Origin of the sequence: Lachnospira intestinalis, from assembly GCF_040095895.1 — a bacterium.
GTDB classification, from domain to species: Bacteria; Bacillota; Clostridia; order Lachnospirales; family Lachnospiraceae; genus Lachnospira; species Lachnospira intestinalis.
Map to the genome: position 1 here is coordinate 61,250 of NZ_JBBMFS010000005.1, position 19,886 is coordinate 81,135.

A 19,886-nucleotide genomic window follows, 5' to 3' on the forward strand; every position below is an offset into this window, starting at 1 on the left:
TTATGAATCTTCATGCACCAAAAGGAATTGACGTAGAAAACTGGTTTATTGAATGTTACAGAAAATACAAAGGACATCCGATGTGGATTCTTTTAGGACTTTATAAGGGAAATTACAACAAGTTCTTTATGGCGGTTGTGTTTTTCTTTATCAAGCACTGTCCGGTGTGGGTGCTGCCGATTATTACGGCAAATATCATCAACGATATTACGAGCGGCGCACCGGACGCATACCAGCATATTTTTATTGAAGCGATTATCATGGTTGTACTGATTGCACTCAACATTCCGACCAATTATATGTATACAAGATACAAATCGCTGGCAACAAGATATGCGGAAACGGGACTTAGAAAGGCACTGGTGCGCAAATTGCAGCAGTTGTCGATTTCGTATCATAAAGAAACGCAGTCGGGGCGGCTGCAGTCGAAAATCATGCGTGACGTGGAAGCTGTGGAAACGCTTTCAACGCAGATGTTTTTAAGCATTTTAAATATTGCGTTAAACATCATCATTGCACTGGCAGTAACGATTTCAAAAAGTATGGTGGTGTTTGTCTTTTTCCTGCTGACGACACCGATTGCGGCGCTTACCATGGTCTTTTTCAGAAATGTCATGCGCAGGCGCAATACAGAATTTCGTAAGGAAATGGAAGAAACCTCGGCAAAAGTCATGGAAATGGTGGAACTGATTCCGGTGACAAGGGCACATGCGCTGGAGGAAGAAGAAGTCCACAAAATGAGCGGACAGCTCTTTGCCGTGGCAGAAAAAGGCTACAAGCTGGATATTATCCAGTCGCTGTTTGGTTCGGTGGGTTGGGCGATTTTCCAGGTCTTTCAGGTAGTCTGCCTTGCCTTTACCGGTGTGCTGGCTCTGCGGGCGGCAATCCAGCCGGGTGATATTACGTTGTACCAGAGCTATTTCAGCACCATTGTCAGTCAGGTATCTTCACTGATGTCGCTGATTCCAACGATTGCAAAGGGTATTGAATCTGTCAATTCCATTGGTGAAGTGCTGTTAGAAGAAGATGTGGAACACAACGAGGGCAAGAAAAAGCTTGCCGGTGTGCATGGCGATTTTTGTTTTGAAAACGTAAAGTTCCATTATAATAATACAGATAAAAATGTATTAAATGACTTAAATCTTACCGTTCATCAGGGTGAAACGATTGCACTGGTCGGAGAGTCCGGCGCAGGAAAATCGACAATTTTAAATCTTGTCATTGGATTTAATTTTGCTACGGACGGAAAAGTGCTGGTTGACGGTGAGGACATCAGCCGGATTGATTTAAGAAGCTACAGAAAGCATCTGGCAGTTGTCCCGCAGACCTCGATACTGTTTTCGGGAACAATCCGTGACAATATTACATACGGCATTGAAAATGTCAGCGAGGAACAGTTACAGGAGGTTGTAAAAGCTGCCAATCTGACCGATTTAATCGAATCCCTGCCAAAGGGACTTGATACCATGGTCGGAGAGCATGGCGGAAAGCTCTCAGGCGGTCAAAGACAGCGTATTTCCATTGCAAGGGCATTAATCCGCAACCCACAGGTAATCGTCTTAGATGAGGCAACCTCGGCGCTTGACAGTATCTCCGAAAAACTGATACAGGAAGCATTGAATAACCTGACGAAGGGACGGACGACTTTTATTGTGGCACACCGCCTTTCAACAATCCGCGATGCCGATAAAATCGCGGTCATCGCAGACGGACACTGCGTAGAATACGGCACATTTGAAGAACTGATGGCATTAAAGGGCGAGTTCTATCAGATGAAGTCGATACAGAGTTAAATACAGGCACAAAAGCAGATAAGAATATTTTTTGTAAATTCCAAAGAAGGGATAGGAAGCAGCTTTTGCATTCCTATCCCTTTTTGTTTTTAAATCTTTTTTTAAGCTTTAAAGAAAATCTATTACTTTTCGTTTGTATTCCAGATACGCAGCGTAGCAATCAGCTTTTCCTTAGAATCAGCGTCCATCTTCTGAACGAGCTGCATGATTTCGTTATCCAGAGCAGTATTCTGATAGTTCTTATCAACACTTCCTGCAAGATAATCCAGAGAAACTCCGGTAAGCTCTGCATAGTAAGAGAGCATTCTGAGTGTCATCAGATTACGTCCGTTTTCTACGTTACTGATGTAACCAGGTGTTACATCGAGGGCTTTTGCAACGTCCTCCTGTGTCAGTCCGTGTGCAATTCTTAACTTCTTTACCTTTGCTCCTAAATCGCTGTCCATGTCACATACCTCCAAATTCTGTGTTTTTGTGATAATTTGTTTTACTTTTTGTTGGCTCTGTATCTTAATGTAGAGTCCAGAATCTTTTTACGGATTCTTAAATGGGTTGGTGTTACCTCTAACAGTTCGTCTGTATCGATGTAATCCAAAGCCTGTTCCAGACTTAAAATTTTAGGCGGAACAAGTCTTAATGCTTCATCGGCGCTGGAAGAACGGGTATTGGTCAGGTGCTTTGTCTTGCAGACATTGACCTCAATATCTTCCGTACGTGGATTTTCACCGATAATCATACCGGCATAAACCTTTTCACCAGGTCCGATAAAGAGTGTACCGCGGTCCTGTGCATTGAAAAGACCGTAAGTTACAGCTTCACCGTCTTCGTAAGCGATTAAAGAACCGGTCTTACGATAAGAGATGTCACCTTTGTATTCTTCATAACCTTCAAAAGAAGTGTTAATAATACCGTTACCTTTGGTATCTGTCATAAATTCGCCACGGTAGCCAATCAGACCACGGGACGGAATCGAGAACTGAAGACGGGTATAACCGCCGTTAATTGGTGTCATTCCGAGAAGTTCACCTTTTCTCTGGCTTAACTTCTGGATAACTGAACCTGAAAATTCTTCAGGAACATCAACATAAGCAAGTTCGATTGGCTCTAACTTTTTGCCGCGCTCATCTGTATGGTATAAAACCTCAGCCTTGCTGACAGCAAATTCATAGCCTTCACGACGCATGTTTTCAATTAATACGGAAAGATGTAATTCGCCACGGCCTGAAACCTTGAAAGAGTTTTCAGAACCCGGATTTTCTTCCACACGTAAGCTGACGTCTGTATTTAATTCACGGAACAGTCTGTCACGGATATGTCTTGATGTGACAAACTTACCTTCCTTTCCGGCAAGCGGGCTGTCATTTACCATGAAATCCATGGAAAGTGTCGGCTCTGAAATCTTCTGGAACGGAATGGCTACCGGGTTTTCAACAGAGCAGAGTGTATCACCAATGTGAATATCTGCAATACCGGATACGGCAACAATATCACCAAAAGATGCTTCCGGTACGTCAACCTTATTCAGACCGCTGAAAGTATAAAGCTTTGTAATGCGGACTCTCTTGCGTACAGAAGGGTCGTGATGGTTTACAATTGTTACTTCCTGATTGACCTTTAACTTACCGTTTTCAATCTTACCGACACCGATACGGCCGACAAATTCGTTGTAGTCGATTGTGGAAATGAGCATCTGTGTATCGGCATCCGGGTCACCCTCCGGTGCCGGAATATTATTAACAATACAGTCAAATAAAGGCTGCATATCTTTTCTTTCGTCATTTAAGTCAGCAATGGCATATCCTGATTTTGCAGAAGCAAAAATAAACGGACAGTCAAGCTGGTCTTCGTTGGCATCCAGATCGATAAACAGTTCCAGAATCTCATCAATAACTTCATTCGGACGGGCTTCCGGACGGTCAATCTTGTTGATACATACGATAACAGACAGGTTTAATTCCAGAGCCTTCTGGAGTACGAACTTGGTCTGCGGCATAACACCTTCAAATGCATCGACAACAAGAACAACACCGTTTACCATTTTTAAGACACGCTCTACCTCACCACCGAAATCGGCATGACCCGGAGTATCGATAATGTTGATTTTTGTATCTTTATAAGTAATGGCAGTATTTTTTGAAAGAATCGTGATACCACGTTCTCTTTCAATATCATTAGAATCCATTACACGCTCTGCGACTTCCTGATTTTCACGGAAAGTACCGCTCTGCTTTAAAAGTTCGTCAACCAGTGTTGTTTTACCGTGGTCAACGTGCGCAATAATAGCGATATTACGAATATCTTCGCGTTTTGTAATCATTGTTTTTTCCTTTCTGAATGTATATAAACTATATCCGACTATGATTAGCAACTTTTATATTCTATCACAATATTAGAAAAATACAAGAGTAAACTTATAAAATTGATTGTATCATAAGGGAAACACGAGCGCAACCCCTGTTTTTATGCGGGTTGTCGGAATTTGTATTTTTTTAAAATTTTATGAGATGTTTTGTAAATATAAGAAAATTTTATGGTTTGTACGTAAAAAAAACACATTTTTTTTGTAATATATCCCCATATCGATACATATACATATTAAGAACACAAAATAAAGCACAAAACCGGTTTTAAGAAAATGACCGGTATTAAGAAGGGAGAAATACTAAGATGCTTGATAAGGTGATTGAAAACAACAGGGTGAGTATTATCGGAGAAGTCGTTTCAGAATTTGAATTCAGCCATGAAGTGTTTGGCGAGGGCTTTTATCTGGTAAATGTATCGGTTAACAGATTAAGCGATATGGTAGATATCATCCCATTAATGATATCTGAAAGGCTTGTCGATGTGACAAAGGATTACAGGGGAAGGAAGATTGAGGTATCCGGACAGTTCCGTTCCTATAACAGACATGAAGGAGTTAAAAATAAACTTATTTTATCCATTTTTGTAAGGGAAATGCAGTTTATTGAAGAAGAAGAAATTCCGGAAGAACAGGCAAGAACCAATCAGATATTCCTTGATGGCTATGTGTGCAAGCCGCCGGTCTACAGAAAGACACCGCTTGGTAGAGAAATAGCAGATATCCTTGTCGCCGTTAACCGTCCGTATGGAAAGTCCGATTACATACCGTGCATTGCATGGGGCAGAAATGCGAGATATGCCTCTACAATCGAAGTCGGTGGACACCTTCAGATATGGGGCAGGGTCCAGAGCCGTGAATACACGAAGAAAATCAGCGAGGAGCAGGTTGAAAAGCGTGTGGCATATGAAGTTTCCGTCAGCAAAATTGATGTGGTTGAGGAAGAAGAAGCCTGAAACAGAATAGAAGTTGACATCATAATAAGTAAGTGATATATTCAATATAATTACAGGGCAGCCTGTAAACCGAACAGAGCCGTAGAAAATGCGGCAGTCAGTGAAGTAGAGGTCGCGTTATTCATCAGTACGTTGGTAAGATGTGCCAGACACAGGTGAAACCAAAAGAAAGGGGATGACGCCGAAGTGGAAGATTACTGGAGGTCTTCTGCTGGGCGTAAGATTAAGAGTCTTGCGACTGTCATCTTTAGATGGAGGGCTACTTAAAGAACTATATTGAATTCTTTAGGGCCGGTTCATTTCAGACATGAGCCGGCTTTGCCTTTGTAAAATAAGAGAGGCTGGTATCAGCGGAAAGAAGGAGTTATGTCAGTATTTACCGGAGCTGGTGTAGCGATTATTACACCAATGAAAGCAAATGGAGAAGTCAACTATGAGAAACTGGGAGAATTTATCGATTATCAGATTGAAAATTCTACCGATGCCATTGTAATTTGCGGAACAACAGGAGAAGCTTCTACATTAACGCATGAAGAACATATCGAAACCATTCGTTTTGCGGCAGACCATGTAAAGAAAAGAGTGCCTGTCATTGCAGGAACAGGTTCTAACTGTACGGAAACAGCCGTATATCTTTCACAGGAAGCGCAGAAAGCAGGCGTGGATGCCTGTCTGGTTGTAACACCGTACTACAACAAGGCAACACAGAAAGGTTTAATCAAGCATTATACAACCGTAGCAAAGTCTGTAGATTTACCGATTATCATGTACAATGTGCCGGGACGTACAGGTTGCAATATCCAGCCTGAAACAGCTGCAACACTGGCAAAGGATGTTGATAATATCGTAGCCATTAAAGCCGCTACAGGCAATATGGCACAGGAGAGCAAGACCATGGCACTTGCAGAAGGCCGTCTGGATATGTATTCAGGAGAAGACGGACTGATTGTACCGTTAATGTCTATCGGCGCAAAGGGTGTTATTTCCGTATTGTCAAATGTTGCACCACAGCAGACACATGACATCTGCGCAAAGTTTGCGGAAGGCAAGATTGAAGAAGCAAGACAGTTACAGTTTAATGCACTCGAACTGGTAGACGCATTATTCTGTGAAGTCAATCCTGTACCGGTAAAACATGCCTTAAATCTTCAGGGCTGGGATATGGGACCGCTGCGTATGCCACTTTGTGAAATGGAAGATGCAAACCTTGAACGTTTAAGAAATGCTATGATTCAGTACGGAATCTTAGAGAAATAAGGAGAAACAGGACATGACAAGAGTAATTATGCACGGCTGTAACGGACACATGGGACAGGTCATTACAAAGCTGGCAGAAGAAGATACCGATGTGGAAATCGTAGCAGGAGTGGATCCGTTTGATGACGGACACAACAGTTATCCGGTTTTTTCATCTATTGAAAAATGTGACGTTGATGCAGACGTAGTCATTGATTTTTCATCAGCCAAGGCAGAGGATGCATTGATTGATTACTGCACAGCAAGCAAGCTTCCAGTGATTGTCTGCACAACAGGTTTAAGCGAAGCACAGCTTACAAAAATCCGAGAAGCGTCTGAAAAGGTTGCTGTATTAAAGTCAGCCAATATGTCCTTGGGTATCAATACATTATTCAAGCTGCTCCAGGATGCTGCAAGAGTATTCTGTGATGCGGGCTTTGATGTGGAACTGGTTGAAAAGCACCACAATAAGAAGCTGGATGCACCGAGTGGAACAGCGCTGGCACTGGCAGATTCTATCAAAGAAGTGTTAGGTTCAGATTATTTCTATAAGTTTGACAGAAGCGGCGAGCGCGCACAAAGAAATCCGAAGGAAATCGGAATCAGCGCTGTCCGTGGCGGTACGATTGTCGGAGAACATGAAGTCATCTTTGCAGGAGAGGACGAGGTCATTGAATTTAAGCATACCGCTTATTCAAAGTCTGTCTTTGCAAAGGGCTCTATCGAAGCTGCCAAGTTCCTTGCCGGAAAACCGGCAGGCTACTATGACATGAGAGATGTTATTGCGGCAAAGCAGTAAAATAAGAAAATTCAACAGAGCTTGTAATTTCAAATCCGCAGTGCCGGTAAAGCTGCATAGCAGCCGTATTGGTGCTGCGGACATTTAATATCAGCGGCAGATTGTGATTTTTAAAATAAGCCGGTATCAGGTGTTTAAGAAGCAGTGTGCCAATTCCCTGCCCCCGGCAGTCTTCATCGACATAGACCCCGTACAGATTCGTAAATCCGTTTTCATAATCAAGGGAACATACGGCACACGGTTCGTCTTCCTCTCCCCGGTATAGCAGAAAATCCTGTTCATCATCGGAAAAGCAGGTTTCATACAAAAAGTTATCATTGCAGGAATTGAAATCTTTTGCAGGTGAGCTGGTTATCGTGGAGTGTATGTTTGAACAGGCAGCAGAATCCGGCAGAATGTCCCCATTTGCAGTACATAAAGCCGGAGCAGCCATGGAGGCATTTTCCGCCGTCAGCATCATTAGATATTCGGTGTAGGCAGTGCCGCCGTATAAAGCACATTTTTTTAAAAAATCCGGGAAAATCCCGGTAAGCATACAATCCGGGTACTGTGCTTTGATTTTGTGGTATGCCGTCCCGCAAAGGGCGGTAAAAATGCCCTGTCTGCGATAGTCCGGCAGTACGAAAGCTGCCACCTCCGCTTCTGTAAAGGATTCATTTTCACTGATAAGAAAAGTCAGCAGTCCGGTACAATGCGTGCGGTCTATATCTGAAAATACGGCAAAATACGGCGTGTCACAGTCCGAAAAAAGTTCATATTCCCCGCAGTCTGTAAAAAAACGTGCAAATGTATCTGTAAAACGGCTGTCAGCCGGGTCAATCTGAAAAACAGTATGATTCATCGTTATTCTTCCAATCTAACATAAAAATTTTATAAAATATATTGTAGCAAATTCAAAGATAAGGTACAATAAAGGAAAAGATTTTTGCGATAAAGTAGAAATGAGGCATATAGATGGGTAAAATAGCAGTATTAACAGACAGTAACAGCGGTATTACACAGGAGCAGGCAAAGGAACTGGGGGTATACGTGATTCCGATGCCGTTTTTTATTGACGGACAGCAGTATTTTGAAGGGATTAATCTGACACAGGAAGAATTTTACGAAAAGTTAAAAAATGATGCGGATATTTCGACTTCACAGCCGTCCGTAGGCGAGTTACAGGACGAATGGGACAAGCTTTTAAAAGAATATGATGAGATTGTTTTCATACCGATGTCCAGCGGATTAAGCGGCACATGCCAGACGGCGGCTATGCTTTCTGACGATTATGACGGTAAGGTTCAGGTTGTCAACAACCAGCGCATTTCCGTAACCATGCGCCAGTCTGTGTTAGATGCAAAGTTACTGGTATCCAAGGGCTATTCTGCGGCACAGATTAAGGAAGTGCTGGAGCGTGAAAAGATGCAGTCAAGCATTTACATTACACTGGAAACTTTAAAATATTTAAAGAAGGGCGGACGAATCACACCGGCGGCAGCGGCAATCGGAACGGTATTAAATTTAAAGCCTGTATTGCAGATTCAGGGTGAGAAGCTGGACGCATTTTCTAAGACAAGAGGCAAGAACTCAGCAAAGAAGATTATGTTAAAGGCAATGGCGGACGATTTGGAAGGACGTTTTAAGGAATGTGCCGAAAAAGGCCGCGTGCATATGGAAGCTGCTTATGCCGGCAACCGCGAAGAAGCAGAAGAATGGGCAAAGCTGATACAGGAAACGTATCCGCAGTTTGATTTCCACATGGATCCGCTTTCATTAAGCGTGGCATGTCATATCGGACAGGGTGCGCTGGCAATTGCGATGACCTGTTATATTCCGGAAGATGACACGAAGTAATGAAAAGATAGGGCAGGAGAGGCATATGCAGAAGGCAAAGCAAAGAAGTGAAATCGCACAGCAGGATAAATGGAGAATCGAAGATATTTATGCGACAGACGAAGCATGGGAAGCCGATTACAACGAATGTATCCGCAGGGCAAAAGAAAAATGTGCTTATCAGGGCAGACTGGCAGAGTCCGCCCTGATACTGTATCAGGCATTAAAGGAATCCGATGAAGCGGATCTGCTTGTGGAGCATGTATACGTGTATGCATTTATGAAATATTACGAGGATACTGCCAATGCTGTGTATCAGGAAATGTCCGGCAGGGCGCAGGCGGCTGTCACGAAGCTGTCTGAAAAATATGCATTTTTAACACCGGAAATTTTAGCAATTGATCAAAAGAAGATGCAGGAATATCTGAACTCGGATACAATCGCACTTTACCGTCATGCACTGGAGGATATACTTGAGAAAAAAGAACATGCCCTTTCCGAAAAAGAGGAACGCCTGCTTGCAATGGCAGGGCAGGTGACGGCTTCACCGAATGAGATTTTTTCAAAGTTTAACAATGCCGATGTGAAGTTTGGCACGATTTTGGATGAGGACGGTAATGAAGTTGAATTAACCAACGGCAGATACAGTGTCTTTATGGAAAGCAACGACCGTAGTGTCCGTGAAAATGCATTTAAGGCACTTTACCGCCAGTATGGAAATTATAAAAATACACTTGCAGCAACATACTATGCCAATGTCAAGCAGGCGTGCTTTTATGCAAAGGCAAGAAAGTATGACTCCACGCTGCAAATGTATTTAAGCGGTTCATTTATTCCGGAAAAGGTTTATCACAACCTCATTGAAACGGTTCATAAAAATCTGGATAAAATGCATGCCTATGTGTCACTGCGCAAGCAGGTATTAGGCGTGGACGAACTGCATTTTTATGATATTTATGCACCAATGGTATCGGATATTACGATGAAGATACCGTATGAAGAAGCAAAAGACATTGCCTTAAAGGCGCTAGCACCGCTGGGTGAGGAATATTTATCCAAGGTGAAGGAAGGCTTTGAAAGCGGCTGGGTTGATGTCTATGAAAATACAGGCAAACGCACCGGTGCATTTTCATGGGGCACATATGGCGTACACCCTTATGTGTTCTTAAACTACACGGATACGTTAAATGACGTATTTACGCTGGTGCATGAAATGGGTCATGCCATGCATACCTATTATTCCAATGCAAACCAGCCGTATCCGTATGCGGGCTACCGCATTTTTGTGGCAGAGGTCGCTTCTACGTGCAATGAAGCCCTGTTAATGCAGTATCTTCTGAAAAACTGCACGGATTTATCGGAAAAGAAATATCTGATGAACCACTATTTTGAACAGTTTAAGGGAACGCTGTTCCGTCAGACGATGTTTGCTGAATTTGAAATGATAACGCACAAAATGGCAGAAGACGGCGAGGTGCTGAGCGCACAGGCATTATGCGACGTCTATAGGAAGCTCAATGAAGAATATTTTGGTGAAGATATGGTGATTGATGACGAGATTGCGCTGGAGTGGTCCAGAATCCCGCATTTTTACACACCGTTTTATGTTTATCAGTATGCAACCGGCTATTCGGCGGCGATTGCGATTGCTTCCAAGATTTTTAAGGGCGATGAAAAGACACTGAAAGGATACAAGCAGTTCTTATCGGGCGGATGCAGTATGCACCCGATTGACCTTTTAAAGCTGTGCGGCATTGATATGGAAAGTCCGCAGGTAATTCAGGAAGCGCTCGATGTCTTTGGGGAACTGTTAGAGGAGTGGGATTAGTTAAAAGAAAAGGACTGCCGTGTGAAAGGTGTAATTTTTTCACAGGATTTGCACGGCGGTCTGTTTTTTGCTGATTTTTGATGATAAAGGTAACGGTTGATTTTATGATTGGCGGGGGAACTTATAACGGATGTCGCAGAAAAATTACAAGAAATTTGTAAAAAAAGATTGACACAGACGATAAAATCCGATATACTAATCTTCGTTGGTGCGATTCTTATAAGCAACAGCGAATTTAATATTTTATTATGCGCGAGTGGCTCAGTGGTGGAGCACCTCCTTGCCAAGGAGGGGGTCGCGGGTTCGATCCCCGTCTCGCGCTCTTTTTATTTTTAGGGAAGCCGGTAGTTTGTCGGCTTCCATCAACCCGATTTCCCGATTTTCATGAACCAAATATTTATACATATTCATTAGAAAGTACTTTTGCAGATAGGGCGGTTTATCGGACCGGTTTAAAATGTTAAATAAAAAGTTACGACACCTTTTTGAAAATTATTCCACAGTATGCTACAATAAACAATTGCAGACAAAGTCTTAAGAAATTTAAAGATTTATAAGAGTTTAATTTTAAGGCGTTTCGAATAAAATAAATAGCAGTGAATAATAAAAAAGAGGTGAAAGGGTAGTTGAAGCGGGAACAGATTAAGAAAAACAAAAAGAAAGCCGGAAAGCGGCATAAAAATCTGATACTTTTATCACTGCTTGCACTGGCACTGACAGCAGGCTGGTATGTTTTTACGACACCGTCCGGTAAATTGTTAAATACCGGTGCGTGGTTTGCGGCAGAAACCGATAAATCTGATACGCAGGAAAAACAGACACTTTCGGCTGTTACGCAGAAATACAGCGATGAAACGCAGTATGCAACCGGTGATTATATCAATGTGTATCATTTTTTGGATACACTGGAGAAAGTGCCAAACCGCGGGCTTCAGATGAAGATGGGCAAAGACGGCTGTTATCAGATGAACAGCAATGACGATTCGCGCAATTTTAACATTCTGCAGCTGACGGATATTCATATTACGGGAACGGAAGGTTCTTATAAAAAGGATATACAGGCGATTGATACCGTGTATACAATGATACAGCGCACAACACCGGATTTTATCGTGCTGACGGGAGATGTCATTTTTGGTGTGGACGGATACGATGCCAATGACGGCATGCGTGCATTAAATGTTGTCAGTAAACTGATGGATACGATAGGGATTCCATGGACATGGACATTTGGAAATCATGATCATACATTTTTTGACCAGTTTTCATCATCTACAATCGCAGCCATGCTGGCGCAGAGCAGCACACTTTGCATTTATCCGAAAAATGAAACGCTTTCCGGCTACACCAATGGCATTTTTAAATTGTGCAATAAAAAAGGAAATCTTGTTATGGGACTGGTCATGCTGGATTCCGGCGATCGCATTTTTGATGAAAACGGTGGCAGTCTGGGGTATGATTATATTCGTGATGACCAGGTGGAGTGGTATGCAAAGCAGATTGGACTGTTGCAGGGACGGTATGGAGCAGATGCAAAAACGCTGATGTTTTTCCATATTCCGCTTCAGGAATATCAGACGGCATGGGATACCGGTACACCGGTCTTTGGTACAAAGCGTGAGGCAATAGATGTGTCGCAGATGCACAGCGGCATCTTTTCAAGGGCATTGGAATTAAAAAGTACGGTGGCGATGTTTTGCGGACATGACCATGTGAATGACTTTGGAATCTATTATGAGGGCATTGAACTGGTTTACGGTAAATCAATTGATTACATTGCTTATCCGGGCATTGAGAACCAGAAAGAACAACGGGGTGCAACTCTTATCAGTGTGGATTCGAAAAGCGGGTATAATATTACACCGCTAAGATTTGAGTGACAGAAAAATTGACAGAAAAATCAAAAAAAGTTATTGACAATACATTAAAAATGGTGTATATTATTCCTTGCATTGCGGCAGTCGTAAGACAACCAGATGCAGGGAAATATGCGCGAGTGGCTCAGTGGTGGAGCACCTCCTTGCCAAGGAGGGGGTCGCGGGTTCGATCCCCGTCTCGCGCTCTATAGAAAAGATAAAACCGGTGTTAAAGCTGAAAAGCTTTGGCATCGGTTGTTGTCGTTGTGCCTGACGGCACATGTCACTAATGGATGAAAGCCCCTAATCCGCCCTGGAAGTGGGAAGGATACAGAAAAGACCAAGAGTGTCCGGTTCAGTTTCACTTATAAAACAAAAATAAGAGCAGATGTAAATGCGCGAAATATTTACATCTGCTCTCATTTGGTTTTTGGTTGGTTTTGGTTTATGAAAATTGTAAAAAAGCTTACTGCCTCATCACAGTATTTATAATAATAGATAAATGTGTCGAAAATGCGATAAACTTTTGAACAGATTATGAATGGAAAGTAAATAAATTGCTACCAAAATTTTCATAATAAAATTTTATTGAAAAAAATCAACAAAAAGTCAAAAATAATGCTTGACATTTAAAGGAGATTCCTATATAATTCAATCTTGTCAGTTGAATATTTTATGCGCGAGTGGCTCAGTGGTGGAGCACCTCCTTGCCAAGGAGGGGGTCGCGGGTTCGATCCCCGTCTCGCGCTCTTTTTATTTTCAGGGAAGCCGGTATTTAAGTCGTATCAACGATTTGTGTACCGGCTTTTTGTATGGAAATTTCGGGAATCCGGTTATCTTTAATATTTTGTGCCATAAATCATCAAAAATGCTTGATTTGTGGCACTTTTTTTGTTATTAAAAAGATAGGCAAATTTCAGCGGTAATTGAATTGACATAAAGAGGCGAAAGGGAAAAGAAGAATGGCAGAAAAAGCAGAAAATATCATTGAACTAAAACATATTACCAAGGTTTACAGTGATAATGGTTTTAAGGCAGTGGATGATTTTAATCTTGAAGTAAAGCGGGGAGAATTTGTAACATTTTTAGGACCGTCAGGGTGCGGAAAAACAACGACACTCAGAATGATAGCCGGATTTGAACTGCCATCAAGCGGAGAAATTTTATTAGATGGCAGGGACATTGCACATCTACCTGCAAACAAAAGACCGATTAACACGGTATTTCAGCGGTATGCCCTGTTTCCGCATATGAATATCTATGAAAATATTGCATTTGGATTAAAACTCAAAAAGTTACCGAAAGAAGAAATCCGCAAAAAAGTCAAGCACGTTCTGGCAATGGTGGATTTGGAAGGCTTTGAAGACAGAAAGATTGCAACACTTTCCGGCGGACAGCAGCAGCGTATTGCGATTGCGAGAGCGCTTGTCAACGAGCCGGAAATTCTGATGTTAGATGAACCGTTAGGCGCACTGGATTTAAAAATGCGTAAGGAAATGCAGCTTGAATTAAAAAATATGCACGACCAGCTTGGCATTACATTTATCTATGTAACGCACGACCAGGAAGAAGCGCTTACGATGTCGGATAAAATTGTGGTGCTTTCGGAGGGAAAAATCCAGCAGATTGGTACGCCGGAGGACATTTACAATGAACCGAAAAATGCGTTTGTAGCCGATTTTATCGGAGAGAGTAACATTTTCAAAGGTATTATGACAGGACATATGAAGGTGCGTTTCTGCGGCGGGGAATTTACCGGAATGGATGATGTGCCGGAAGGAACACTGGTTGATGTCGTTGTCAGACCGGAAGACGTTATTATTACGGCGCCGCAGGACGGAACGGTTGCAGGTGTTGTAACTTCGGTTATTTTTAAGGGGATGCATTATGAAGTGGCGGTGGAATCCGGAAAGTACGAAATTATTATCCGTACCACAAAGTGTTATGCGGTCGGTGATGAAGTCGGTATCTGTTTAGAGCCGGACGGTATTCATGTCATGCTTGCCGAGGACCATACAACCAGCTTTGTAACAACAATAAACAGCGACTATACATTAGATTTTAACGGAAAGGTTATCCGCTGTGATTTGACAAAAGTTGTACCGAAGTCGAAGATGAAGGACAATGCGCTGATTGATGAAAACGGAGAAACGGTGGATATTTCCAAGTTAAAAGTACAGGTATCCATTCAGCCGGACGACATTGAGATGAGCGATGAGGCAGAAGCCGGTCTTGTATCGGGAGAGATTATCAACCTGATTTACAAGGGCGATCACTACAGCTACGTTGTGCGTACCGAATACGGATATGACCTTATTGTAGATGACGAATATCTGTGGAATATGAACGATAAGGTCAGCTTAGTCATGCCGGAAGACAAGATGAAATTTCAGTTGAAGAAGTAGAAACGGAATGGAGTAGAATATGAAAAACGTGTTTTCGCGCAGACAGATGGGGATTCCGTATGGCGTGTTCCTTGCATTTTTTGTGGCTGCGCCTTTGATTGTGCTGTTTTATTATGCCTTTACCAACGGCTCAGGACAGTTTACATTAAATAATTTGAAAAATTTCTTTGTCGACCCCAATACAATGGGGACGTTATGTTACAGTATTGTACTGGCGGTAACGGTGACACTGGTCTGTCTGGTGATTGCCTATCCGGTGGCGTATATTTTAGCGGGCAGTGCATTAAAAAGAAAGGGTGTTATTCTGATGCTTTTTGTGCTGCCGATGTGGATTAACTTTACACTGCGTATTACGGCATTAAAAGAAATCCTTTCTTTAATAGAAGGAAATTTGGCATTTCACCCGTTTTTAAATACGGTTATCGGAATGACGTATGATTTTCTGCCGTTTATGATTCTGCCGCTGTATACAACGCTTTCAAGACTGGACTCTTCGCTGATAGAAGCGGCGGGCGATCTGGGTGCAGATTCATTTCAGACATTTATAAAGGTTATTTTTCCGCTGTCAATTCCTGGAATTGTCAGCGGGGTTTCCATGGTGTTTTTACCGGCGATGACGAACTATGTTGTGCTGGATATGCTCTATAACAGCACGTACATCATGGGCAGTCTGATTGGCAGCTATTTCAGCGCATACGACTGGCACAACGGCTCAATGATTGCCCTGATACTGTTATTTATTATCGGTATCGTGGCGGTCGTATCCGAGGGAAATGATACGGAAAATACAGGCAGGGGATTAGTGTGAAGAATCCTTAAATCTAAGATTCTTCACGTCAAGCATAGCTTGATGTTAGCACTTTGTGCCGCAGGCGTCACAAAGTCGCTTTTTATCGCAGAGCCAAATAAGATTTGGCTCGCGATTCCTCCGGCATTAAAATGCCTGCGGAATGGAGATTATTATAATGAAAAAAGGATTCAGATACGGATGGATTGGTCTGGTTTTATTATTTATGTATGCACCGATTCTGATTTTGGCAGTCTACAGCTTTACGGATGCTGCCAATATCGGACCGTTCCGGTCTTTTTCCGTGCATAATTATGTGACACTTTTTACAACACCGGAGCTGTTAAACATGATTTTAGGCTCAGTGATTTTAGCGGTGGGCAGTGGTTTGATTGCAACGATTCTTGGTACATCGGGTGCAATTGGTGCATTTTATTCTAAAAAAAGAGTGAAAACGGCAATGAGTGCGCTCAATCAGGTGCCGGTTGTCAATGCAGATGTTGTAACCGGATTTTCAATGTGTATTCTGCTCGTGGTTGTGTTCGGTGTGAGCAAGGATACATATATTCCATTGGTACTGGGACATGTGGTTTTGAGTGCGCCGTTTGTTTATCTGGCGGTAGTGCCGAAGTTAAAGCAGATGGACCCAAGCATTTACGAAGCGGCGCTCGATTTGGGGGCAACACCGTTTTATGCGCTGGTCAAAGTGATTATTCCGGAAATTGCATCGGGAATTTTATCAGGGTTTGTCATGGCAATCACACTTTCACTGGATGATTATTTTGTTGCAACCTATACGAAACCGGCAACCTTTGATACGATTAGTACTTATGTAGTAAATGCGACAAAGGGTTCACAGACAGAGATTAAGACGGCACTGTGGGCGCTGTCTACGATTATCTTTTTGGTCGTTGTTGTGGTTGAACTTGTATTAAATCTGGCACCGGCAAAGAAGGCAGCAGGAGAGGAGACTGAAATTGATGAGTAAACGGTATAAGCGGCTGTTGTCCGTCATAATTTCCATTGTACTGCTGGCAGGCATCGCAACAGCAGTGGGGGCAGTTGATATTTTTTCTTTAAAAAACAGTGAGCAGGCGGCAATGGCATCGGATTCGGATACTATCATCCTGCGTGTGTGTAACTGGGAAGAATATATTGATACCGGGGACTGGGACGAAGCGATAGAATTGGACAGCGGTGAAATTAAGGGTGAAAATTCTATTGTAAAGGATTTTGAAGACTGGTATTATCAGATTTACGGTAAAAAAGTTGTGGTCGAATATAGCACCGTCGGAACAAATGAAGAATTATATAATATGCTGACACTCGGCGATGAGTATGATTTGATATGTCCGTCGGAATACATGATTATGAAGCTGATGGCTGAGGGCTGGCTGGAACCGTTTTCAGAGCAGTTCTTTGATAAAAATGTAACAGAAAATTATTACACACGCGGCGTTTCACCGTTTATCCGCAGTACCTTTGATGAAAATACGATTAACGGGGAGGCATGGAGCCGTTACGCCGCCGGGTATATGTGGGGCATTACAGGGATTGTATACAATCCGGAGGAAGTCACAGAAGAGGAAGCTTCTACGTGGAAAATTATTTCAAATGACAAGTTTAAACGGCAGATTACGATTAAGGATAATGTCAGGGATTCAATGTTTGCGGCGGTCGGTGCGATAAAGTCGGATAAGCTGTTGTCGTCTTCCTTTTTAAATGCCGCAGATTATAAAGAACGTCTGTCGGCAGAAATGAATGATACATCTGAAGAAACGATTGAGCAGATTCAGGAGTATTTGCAGGCAGTTAAAGACAATGCCTACTCTTTTGAAACGGACAGCGCAAAAGCCGATATGATTACCGGAAAAGTGGTAGCGGGCTACCAGTGGTCGGGCGATGCCGTGTATACGATGGATCAGGCAGAAAAAGATGATTTTTATCTGGATTTTGCAGTGCCAAGAGAAAGCACGAATCTGTATTTTGACGGCTGGTGCATGTTAAAGAACGGCATTAAAGACAGCGCAGAGAAAAAGCAGGCGGCAGAAGGGTTTATCAATTTTCTTTCAAAGCCTGAAAATGCAGTCCGCAATATGGATTATATCGGATATACGTCCGTGATTTCCGGCGGGGACAGTCCGGTGGTCTATGACTATATTAAATGGAATTACGGCGCAGAAGACGGAGGGGAAGATACCGTGACCTATCCGCTCGGTTATTTCTTTTCCGGTGATACGGAAGATAAAAAGTATATGCTGACGGTTCCGGCAGAACAGACACACCGCCAGTTATCCGCGCAGTATCCAACCGAGGAGATGATAGAGCGTAGTGCGGTCATGAGTTATTTTGACACAGAGGAAAATGCGCGTATCAATCAGATGTGGATTAATGTGCGTTGTTATAATATTGAAAATGTACCGGTATGGGCATGGATTGTAACAGGACTTGTCATTGCGGGATTGATTGTACTTGCGGTAAGAAAGCATTTTAAAAAGAAAGTATACATAAAATAAAAATGATTGCATGAAAAAAGCAGATAACGGGAATCGAACCCGCCTTTCCGGCTTGGGAAGCCGGCGTTCTACCGATGAACCATATCTGCATGGAAATCATTATAGCACATTGACTTTAAAATTCAAGTTGAAATTCAATTAAAAAATCCGGCAGAAAACCGGTTGGCAGGCTGAAATATCAGACCTTTCAACCGGCGTCTGCCGGATTTTTACTTTATGAAACTTCGCCTACGGCGGATATTAGCAACCGAAGTAAAAAAACTTGCAAATTACGCTAAATAACTCGGAACAGCTATTAAAGTTAAAACACATAAAATTATTGCCTCCTTGTTTTTCGTTTATTTGTATCAGCTGATTACAAATGAATTGTAACAATTTTGTAACATTTGAGCAATAGGAGGTTACTGGAAAAAGACTTGACAGATAACGTGTAGTGTAATAATATAAATAAAAAGATATTATATGACATATAATATCATGCAACAAAATAATAAAAAGAAACGGAGACAGAAATGATTTTTCAGATTGGTTCAGCACTGCTGGATGCCTGTGTTCTGTCTGTTCTGGAGCGGGAAGATATGTATGGATACATCCTGACGCAGAATGTCAAGGAGGTTGTGGATATTTCAGAATCCACGTTATATCCGGTACTGCGCAGACTGCAAAAGGAAGCATATCTTGTCACCTATGACCAGCCGTTTGCAGGAAGAAACAGACGGTATTATCAGATTACGGACAAGGGCAGAGAGCAGCTTGCAATGTACAGGAAAGAGTGGATTGCATACAAATCCAATATTGACAGAATATTGACAGGAGAGGAAAAGCAATGACGAGAGAAGAATATTTAGATATTTTACAGAATAACCTGCATGGTATTCCGCCGCAGGAAGCAGAAAATATCATGGAATATTACCGGGAATATTTTGATGATGCCGGTGTAGAAAATGCGGAAAAAGTAATGCAGGAGCTGGGCGCACCCGAACAGCTTGCAAAAAGGGCGGCGGCAGATGCTGCCGCGGAAAATGGATTTGCAGGCGCAGCAGGTTCCGGACAGAATCCGGGCTTTGGAAGTGATAACGGACAGACAGCCGCAAAGAAAAAGCATACGGCGGCAGGCATTACATTGGCGGTGATTACATCCCCAATCTGGGCAAGTCTTTTACTGGCGGCAGTCTGTGTGCTGTTTGCGGTGGTGATTACCGTTGCGGCAGTGGTGCTGTCATTGGGATTTGCGGCGGCGGTCATGGTAGCTGCCGGATTATTTACCGTGGGAACAGCACTTGTTACTGTGTTTTTACATATACCGACAGCGGTTATGCTGATTGGTGCGGGACTGGTGAGCGTAGGACTGGGACTGCTTGCGGCGCTGCTGACATATGGATGCGTTATAGGAATTAAAAAGTTTGTGATGTGGATTTCTAATAAAGAATGGAGAAATGCGAAAATCCATAAACCAAAGATTTTCGCATAACAGAATTGTGCCGCAGGCGTCACGATTCTGAATTTATCGCAGAACTGAATAAATTCAGTTCGCGG

The 19,886-nt window shown here is 42.6% G+C and carries 16 protein-coding genes, 4 tRNA genes and 1 riboswitch; of the genes, 16 read left to right on the forward strand and 4 right to left on the reverse strand.

Annotated features, from left to right (window positions below):
• The first annotated feature begins 2 nt into the window (after positions 1 to 2).
• Positions 3 to 1,793 (forward strand): ABC transporter ATP-binding protein, encoded by a 1,791-nt coding sequence (locus tag WMO37_RS07180; protein WP_022431156.1) that lies wholly within the window; start codon positions 3 to 5, stop codon positions 1,791 to 1,793.
• Positions 1,794 to 1,915: 122 nt separating this feature from the next.
• On the opposite strand, the gene WMO37_RS07185 is transcribed toward WMO37_RS07180, so the two are convergent.
• Together WMO37_RS07185 and typA are read right to left on the reverse strand one after the other, a co-directional pair.
• Positions 1,916 to 2,239 carry a helix-turn-helix domain-containing protein gene (locus WMO37_RS07185; protein ID WP_022431155.1) on the reverse strand — a complete coding sequence of 108 codons (324 nt, stop codon included), beginning with the start codon at positions 2,237 to 2,239 and terminating at the stop codon, positions 1,916 to 1,918.
• A gap of 41 nt (positions 2,240 to 2,280) precedes the next feature.
• Positions 2,281 to 4,110, reverse strand: coding sequence for a translational GTPase TypA (gene typA, locus WMO37_RS07190; RefSeq protein WP_022431154.1), 1,830 nt, complete (start codon positions 4,108 to 4,110; stop codon positions 2,281 to 2,283).
• A 350-nt stretch (positions 4,111 to 4,460) separates the two neighbouring features.
• On the opposite strand from typA, the gene WMO37_RS07195 reads away from it, so the two are divergent.
• The 3 genes from WMO37_RS07195 (at position 4,461) to dapB (ending at position 7,143) form a co-directional block, all read left to right on the forward strand.
• A complete protein-coding gene (locus WMO37_RS07195) occupies positions 4,461 to 5,108 on the forward strand; it encodes a single-stranded DNA-binding protein (protein WP_022431153.1) in 648 nt (215 codons plus the stop codon).
• A 98-nt stretch (positions 5,109 to 5,206) separates the two neighbouring features.
• Positions 5,207 to 5,378, forward strand: a riboswitch (Lysine riboswitch).
• A gap of 96 nt (positions 5,379 to 5,474) precedes the next feature.
• The gene (gene dapA, locus WMO37_RS07200) at positions 5,475 to 6,365 is read left to right on the forward strand and encodes a 4-hydroxy-tetrahydrodipicolinate synthase (RefSeq protein ID WP_022431152.1); all 891 of its coding nucleotides are present in this window, start codon (positions 5,475 to 5,477) and stop codon (positions 6,363 to 6,365) included.
• 13 nt (positions 6,366 to 6,378) lie between these two features.
• The gene (dapB, locus tag WMO37_RS07205) at positions 6,379 to 7,143 is read left to right on the forward strand and encodes a 4-hydroxy-tetrahydrodipicolinate reductase (protein ID WP_022431151.1); all 765 of its coding nucleotides are present in this window, start codon (positions 6,379 to 6,381) and stop codon (positions 7,141 to 7,143) included.
• Here the strand turns inward: dapB and WMO37_RS07210 are convergent.
• Complete coding sequence (locus WMO37_RS07210) at positions 7,124 to 7,984, reverse strand: GNAT family N-acetyltransferase (RefSeq protein ID WP_349154673.1); 861 nt, start codon at positions 7,982 to 7,984, stop codon at positions 7,124 to 7,126. The genes dapB and WMO37_RS07210 overlap by 20 nt on opposite strands.
• Before the next feature lie 113 nt (positions 7,985 to 8,097).
• Here WMO37_RS07210 and WMO37_RS07215 point away from each other — a divergent pair, with 113 nt between their 5' ends.
• The 10 genes from WMO37_RS07215 to WMO37_RS07260 all read left to right on the forward strand — a co-directional run bounded on the left by WMO37_RS07215 (position 8,098) and on the right by WMO37_RS07260 (position 18,350).
• Positions 8,098 to 8,979: a DegV family protein gene (locus WMO37_RS07215; protein ID WP_022431149.1), complete on the forward strand. Its 882-nt coding sequence runs from the start codon at positions 8,098 to 8,100 to the stop codon at positions 8,977 to 8,979.
• Between the two features lie 25 nt (positions 8,980 to 9,004).
• Entirely contained in the window at positions 9,005 to 10,786 is a 1,782-nt protein-coding gene (gene pepF, locus WMO37_RS07220) for an oligoendopeptidase F (protein WP_349154674.1), read from the forward strand.
• A 250-nt stretch (positions 10,787 to 11,036) separates the two neighbouring features.
• Positions 11,037 to 11,108, forward strand: a tRNA-Gly gene (locus WMO37_RS07225).
• A gap of 304 nt (positions 11,109 to 11,412) precedes the next feature.
• Complete coding sequence (locus tag WMO37_RS07230) at positions 11,413 to 12,666, forward strand: metallophosphoesterase family protein (RefSeq protein ID WP_349154675.1); 1,254 nt, start codon at positions 11,413 to 11,415, stop codon at positions 12,664 to 12,666.
• A gap of 110 nt (positions 12,667 to 12,776) precedes the next feature.
• A tRNA-Gly gene (locus WMO37_RS07235) sits at positions 12,777 to 12,848 on the forward strand.
• A gap of 471 nt (positions 12,849 to 13,319) precedes the next feature.
• Positions 13,320 to 13,391: transfer RNA gene (locus WMO37_RS07240), tRNA-Gly, on the forward strand.
• A gap of 213 nt (positions 13,392 to 13,604) precedes the next feature.
• Positions 13,605 to 15,047 (forward strand): polyamine ABC transporter ATP-binding protein, encoded by a 1,443-nt coding sequence (locus tag WMO37_RS07245; RefSeq protein ID WP_227090696.1) that lies wholly within the window; start codon positions 13,605 to 13,607, stop codon positions 15,045 to 15,047.
• Between the two features lie 19 nt (positions 15,048 to 15,066).
• On the forward strand, positions 15,067 to 15,855 hold the full coding sequence (locus WMO37_RS07250) for an ABC transporter permease (protein ID WP_022431607.1): 789 nt from the start codon (positions 15,067 to 15,069) through the stop codon (positions 15,853 to 15,855).
• A gap of 157 nt (positions 15,856 to 16,012) precedes the next feature.
• Positions 16,013 to 16,822 carry an ABC transporter permease gene (locus tag WMO37_RS07255; protein WP_022431608.1) on the forward strand — a complete coding sequence of 270 codons (810 nt, stop codon included), beginning with the start codon at positions 16,013 to 16,015 and terminating at the stop codon, positions 16,820 to 16,822.
• On the forward strand, positions 16,815 to 18,350 hold the full coding sequence (locus tag WMO37_RS07260) for an extracellular solute-binding protein (protein WP_349154676.1): 1,536 nt from the start codon (positions 16,815 to 16,817) through the stop codon (positions 18,348 to 18,350). The genes WMO37_RS07255 and WMO37_RS07260 overlap by 8 nt, the downstream gene beginning before the upstream one ends.
• 18 nt (positions 18,351 to 18,368) lie before the next feature.
• Here the strand turns inward: WMO37_RS07260 and WMO37_RS07265 are convergent.
• Positions 18,369 to 18,439, reverse strand: a tRNA-Gly gene (locus WMO37_RS07265).
• A gap of 423 nt (positions 18,440 to 18,862) precedes the next feature.
• On the opposite strand from WMO37_RS07265, the gene WMO37_RS07270 reads away from it, so the two are divergent.
• Together WMO37_RS07270 and WMO37_RS07275 are read left to right on the forward strand one after the other, a co-directional pair.
• Positions 18,863 to 19,180, forward strand: a complete 318-nt coding sequence (locus WMO37_RS07270) for a PadR family transcriptional regulator (RefSeq protein WP_022431610.1) — start codon at positions 18,863 to 18,865, stop codon at positions 19,178 to 19,180.
• Positions 19,177 to 19,821, forward strand: a complete 645-nt coding sequence (locus tag WMO37_RS07275) for a DUF1700 domain-containing protein (protein ID WP_349154677.1) — start codon at positions 19,177 to 19,179, stop codon at positions 19,819 to 19,821. Before WMO37_RS07270 ends, WMO37_RS07275 begins: the two co-directional genes overlap by 4 nt.
• Positions 19,822 to 19,886 lie beyond the last annotated feature (65 nt).

Bases quoted from the DNA above. Each gene is read 5' to 3' on its own strand.
- WMO37_RS07275 (WP_349154677.1), top strand. From the start codon at position 19,177: ATGACGAGAGAAGAATATTTAGATATTTTACAGAATAACCTGCATGGT.
- WMO37_RS07250 (WP_022431607.1), top strand. From the start codon at position 15,067: ATGAAAAACGTGTTTTCGCGCAGACAGATGGGGATTCCGTATGGCGTG.
- dapA (WP_022431152.1), top strand. From the start codon at position 5,475: ATGTCAGTATTTACCGGAGCTGGTGTAGCGATTATTACACCAATGAAA.
- pepF (WP_349154674.1), top strand. From the start codon at position 9,005: ATGCAGAAGGCAAAGCAAAGAAGTGAAATCGCACAGCAGGATAAATGG.
- WMO37_RS07185 (WP_022431155.1), bottom strand. From the start codon at position 2,239: ATGGACAGCGATTTAGGAGCAAAGGTAAAGAAGTTAAGAATTGCACAC.
- WMO37_RS07215 (WP_022431149.1), top strand. From the start codon at position 8,098: ATGGGTAAAATAGCAGTATTAACAGACAGTAACAGCGGTATTACACAG.
- WMO37_RS07210 (WP_349154673.1), bottom strand. From the start codon at position 7,984: ATGAATCATACTGTTTTTCAGATTGACCCGGCTGACAGCCGTTTTACA.
- typA (WP_022431154.1), bottom strand. From the start codon at position 4,110: ATGATTACAAAACGCGAAGATATTCGTAATATCGCTATTATTGCGCAC.
- WMO37_RS07255 (WP_022431608.1), top strand. From the start codon at position 16,013: ATGAAAAAAGGATTCAGATACGGATGGATTGGTCTGGTTTTATTATTT.
- WMO37_RS07180 (WP_022431156.1), top strand. From the start codon at position 3: ATGAATCTTCATGCACCAAAAGGAATTGACGTAGAAAACTGGTTTATT.
- WMO37_RS07270 (WP_022431610.1), top strand. From the start codon at position 18,863: ATGATTTTTCAGATTGGTTCAGCACTGCTGGATGCCTGTGTTCTGTCT.
- WMO37_RS07195 (WP_022431153.1), top strand. From the start codon at position 4,461: ATGCTTGATAAGGTGATTGAAAACAACAGGGTGAGTATTATCGGAGAA.
- WMO37_RS07260 (WP_349154676.1), top strand. From the start codon at position 16,815: ATGAGTAAACGGTATAAGCGGCTGTTGTCCGTCATAATTTCCATTGTA.
- dapB (WP_022431151.1), top strand. From the start codon at position 6,379: ATGACAAGAGTAATTATGCACGGCTGTAACGGACACATGGGACAGGTC.
- WMO37_RS07245 (WP_227090696.1), top strand. From the start codon at position 13,605: ATGGCAGAAAAAGCAGAAAATATCATTGAACTAAAACATATTACCAAG.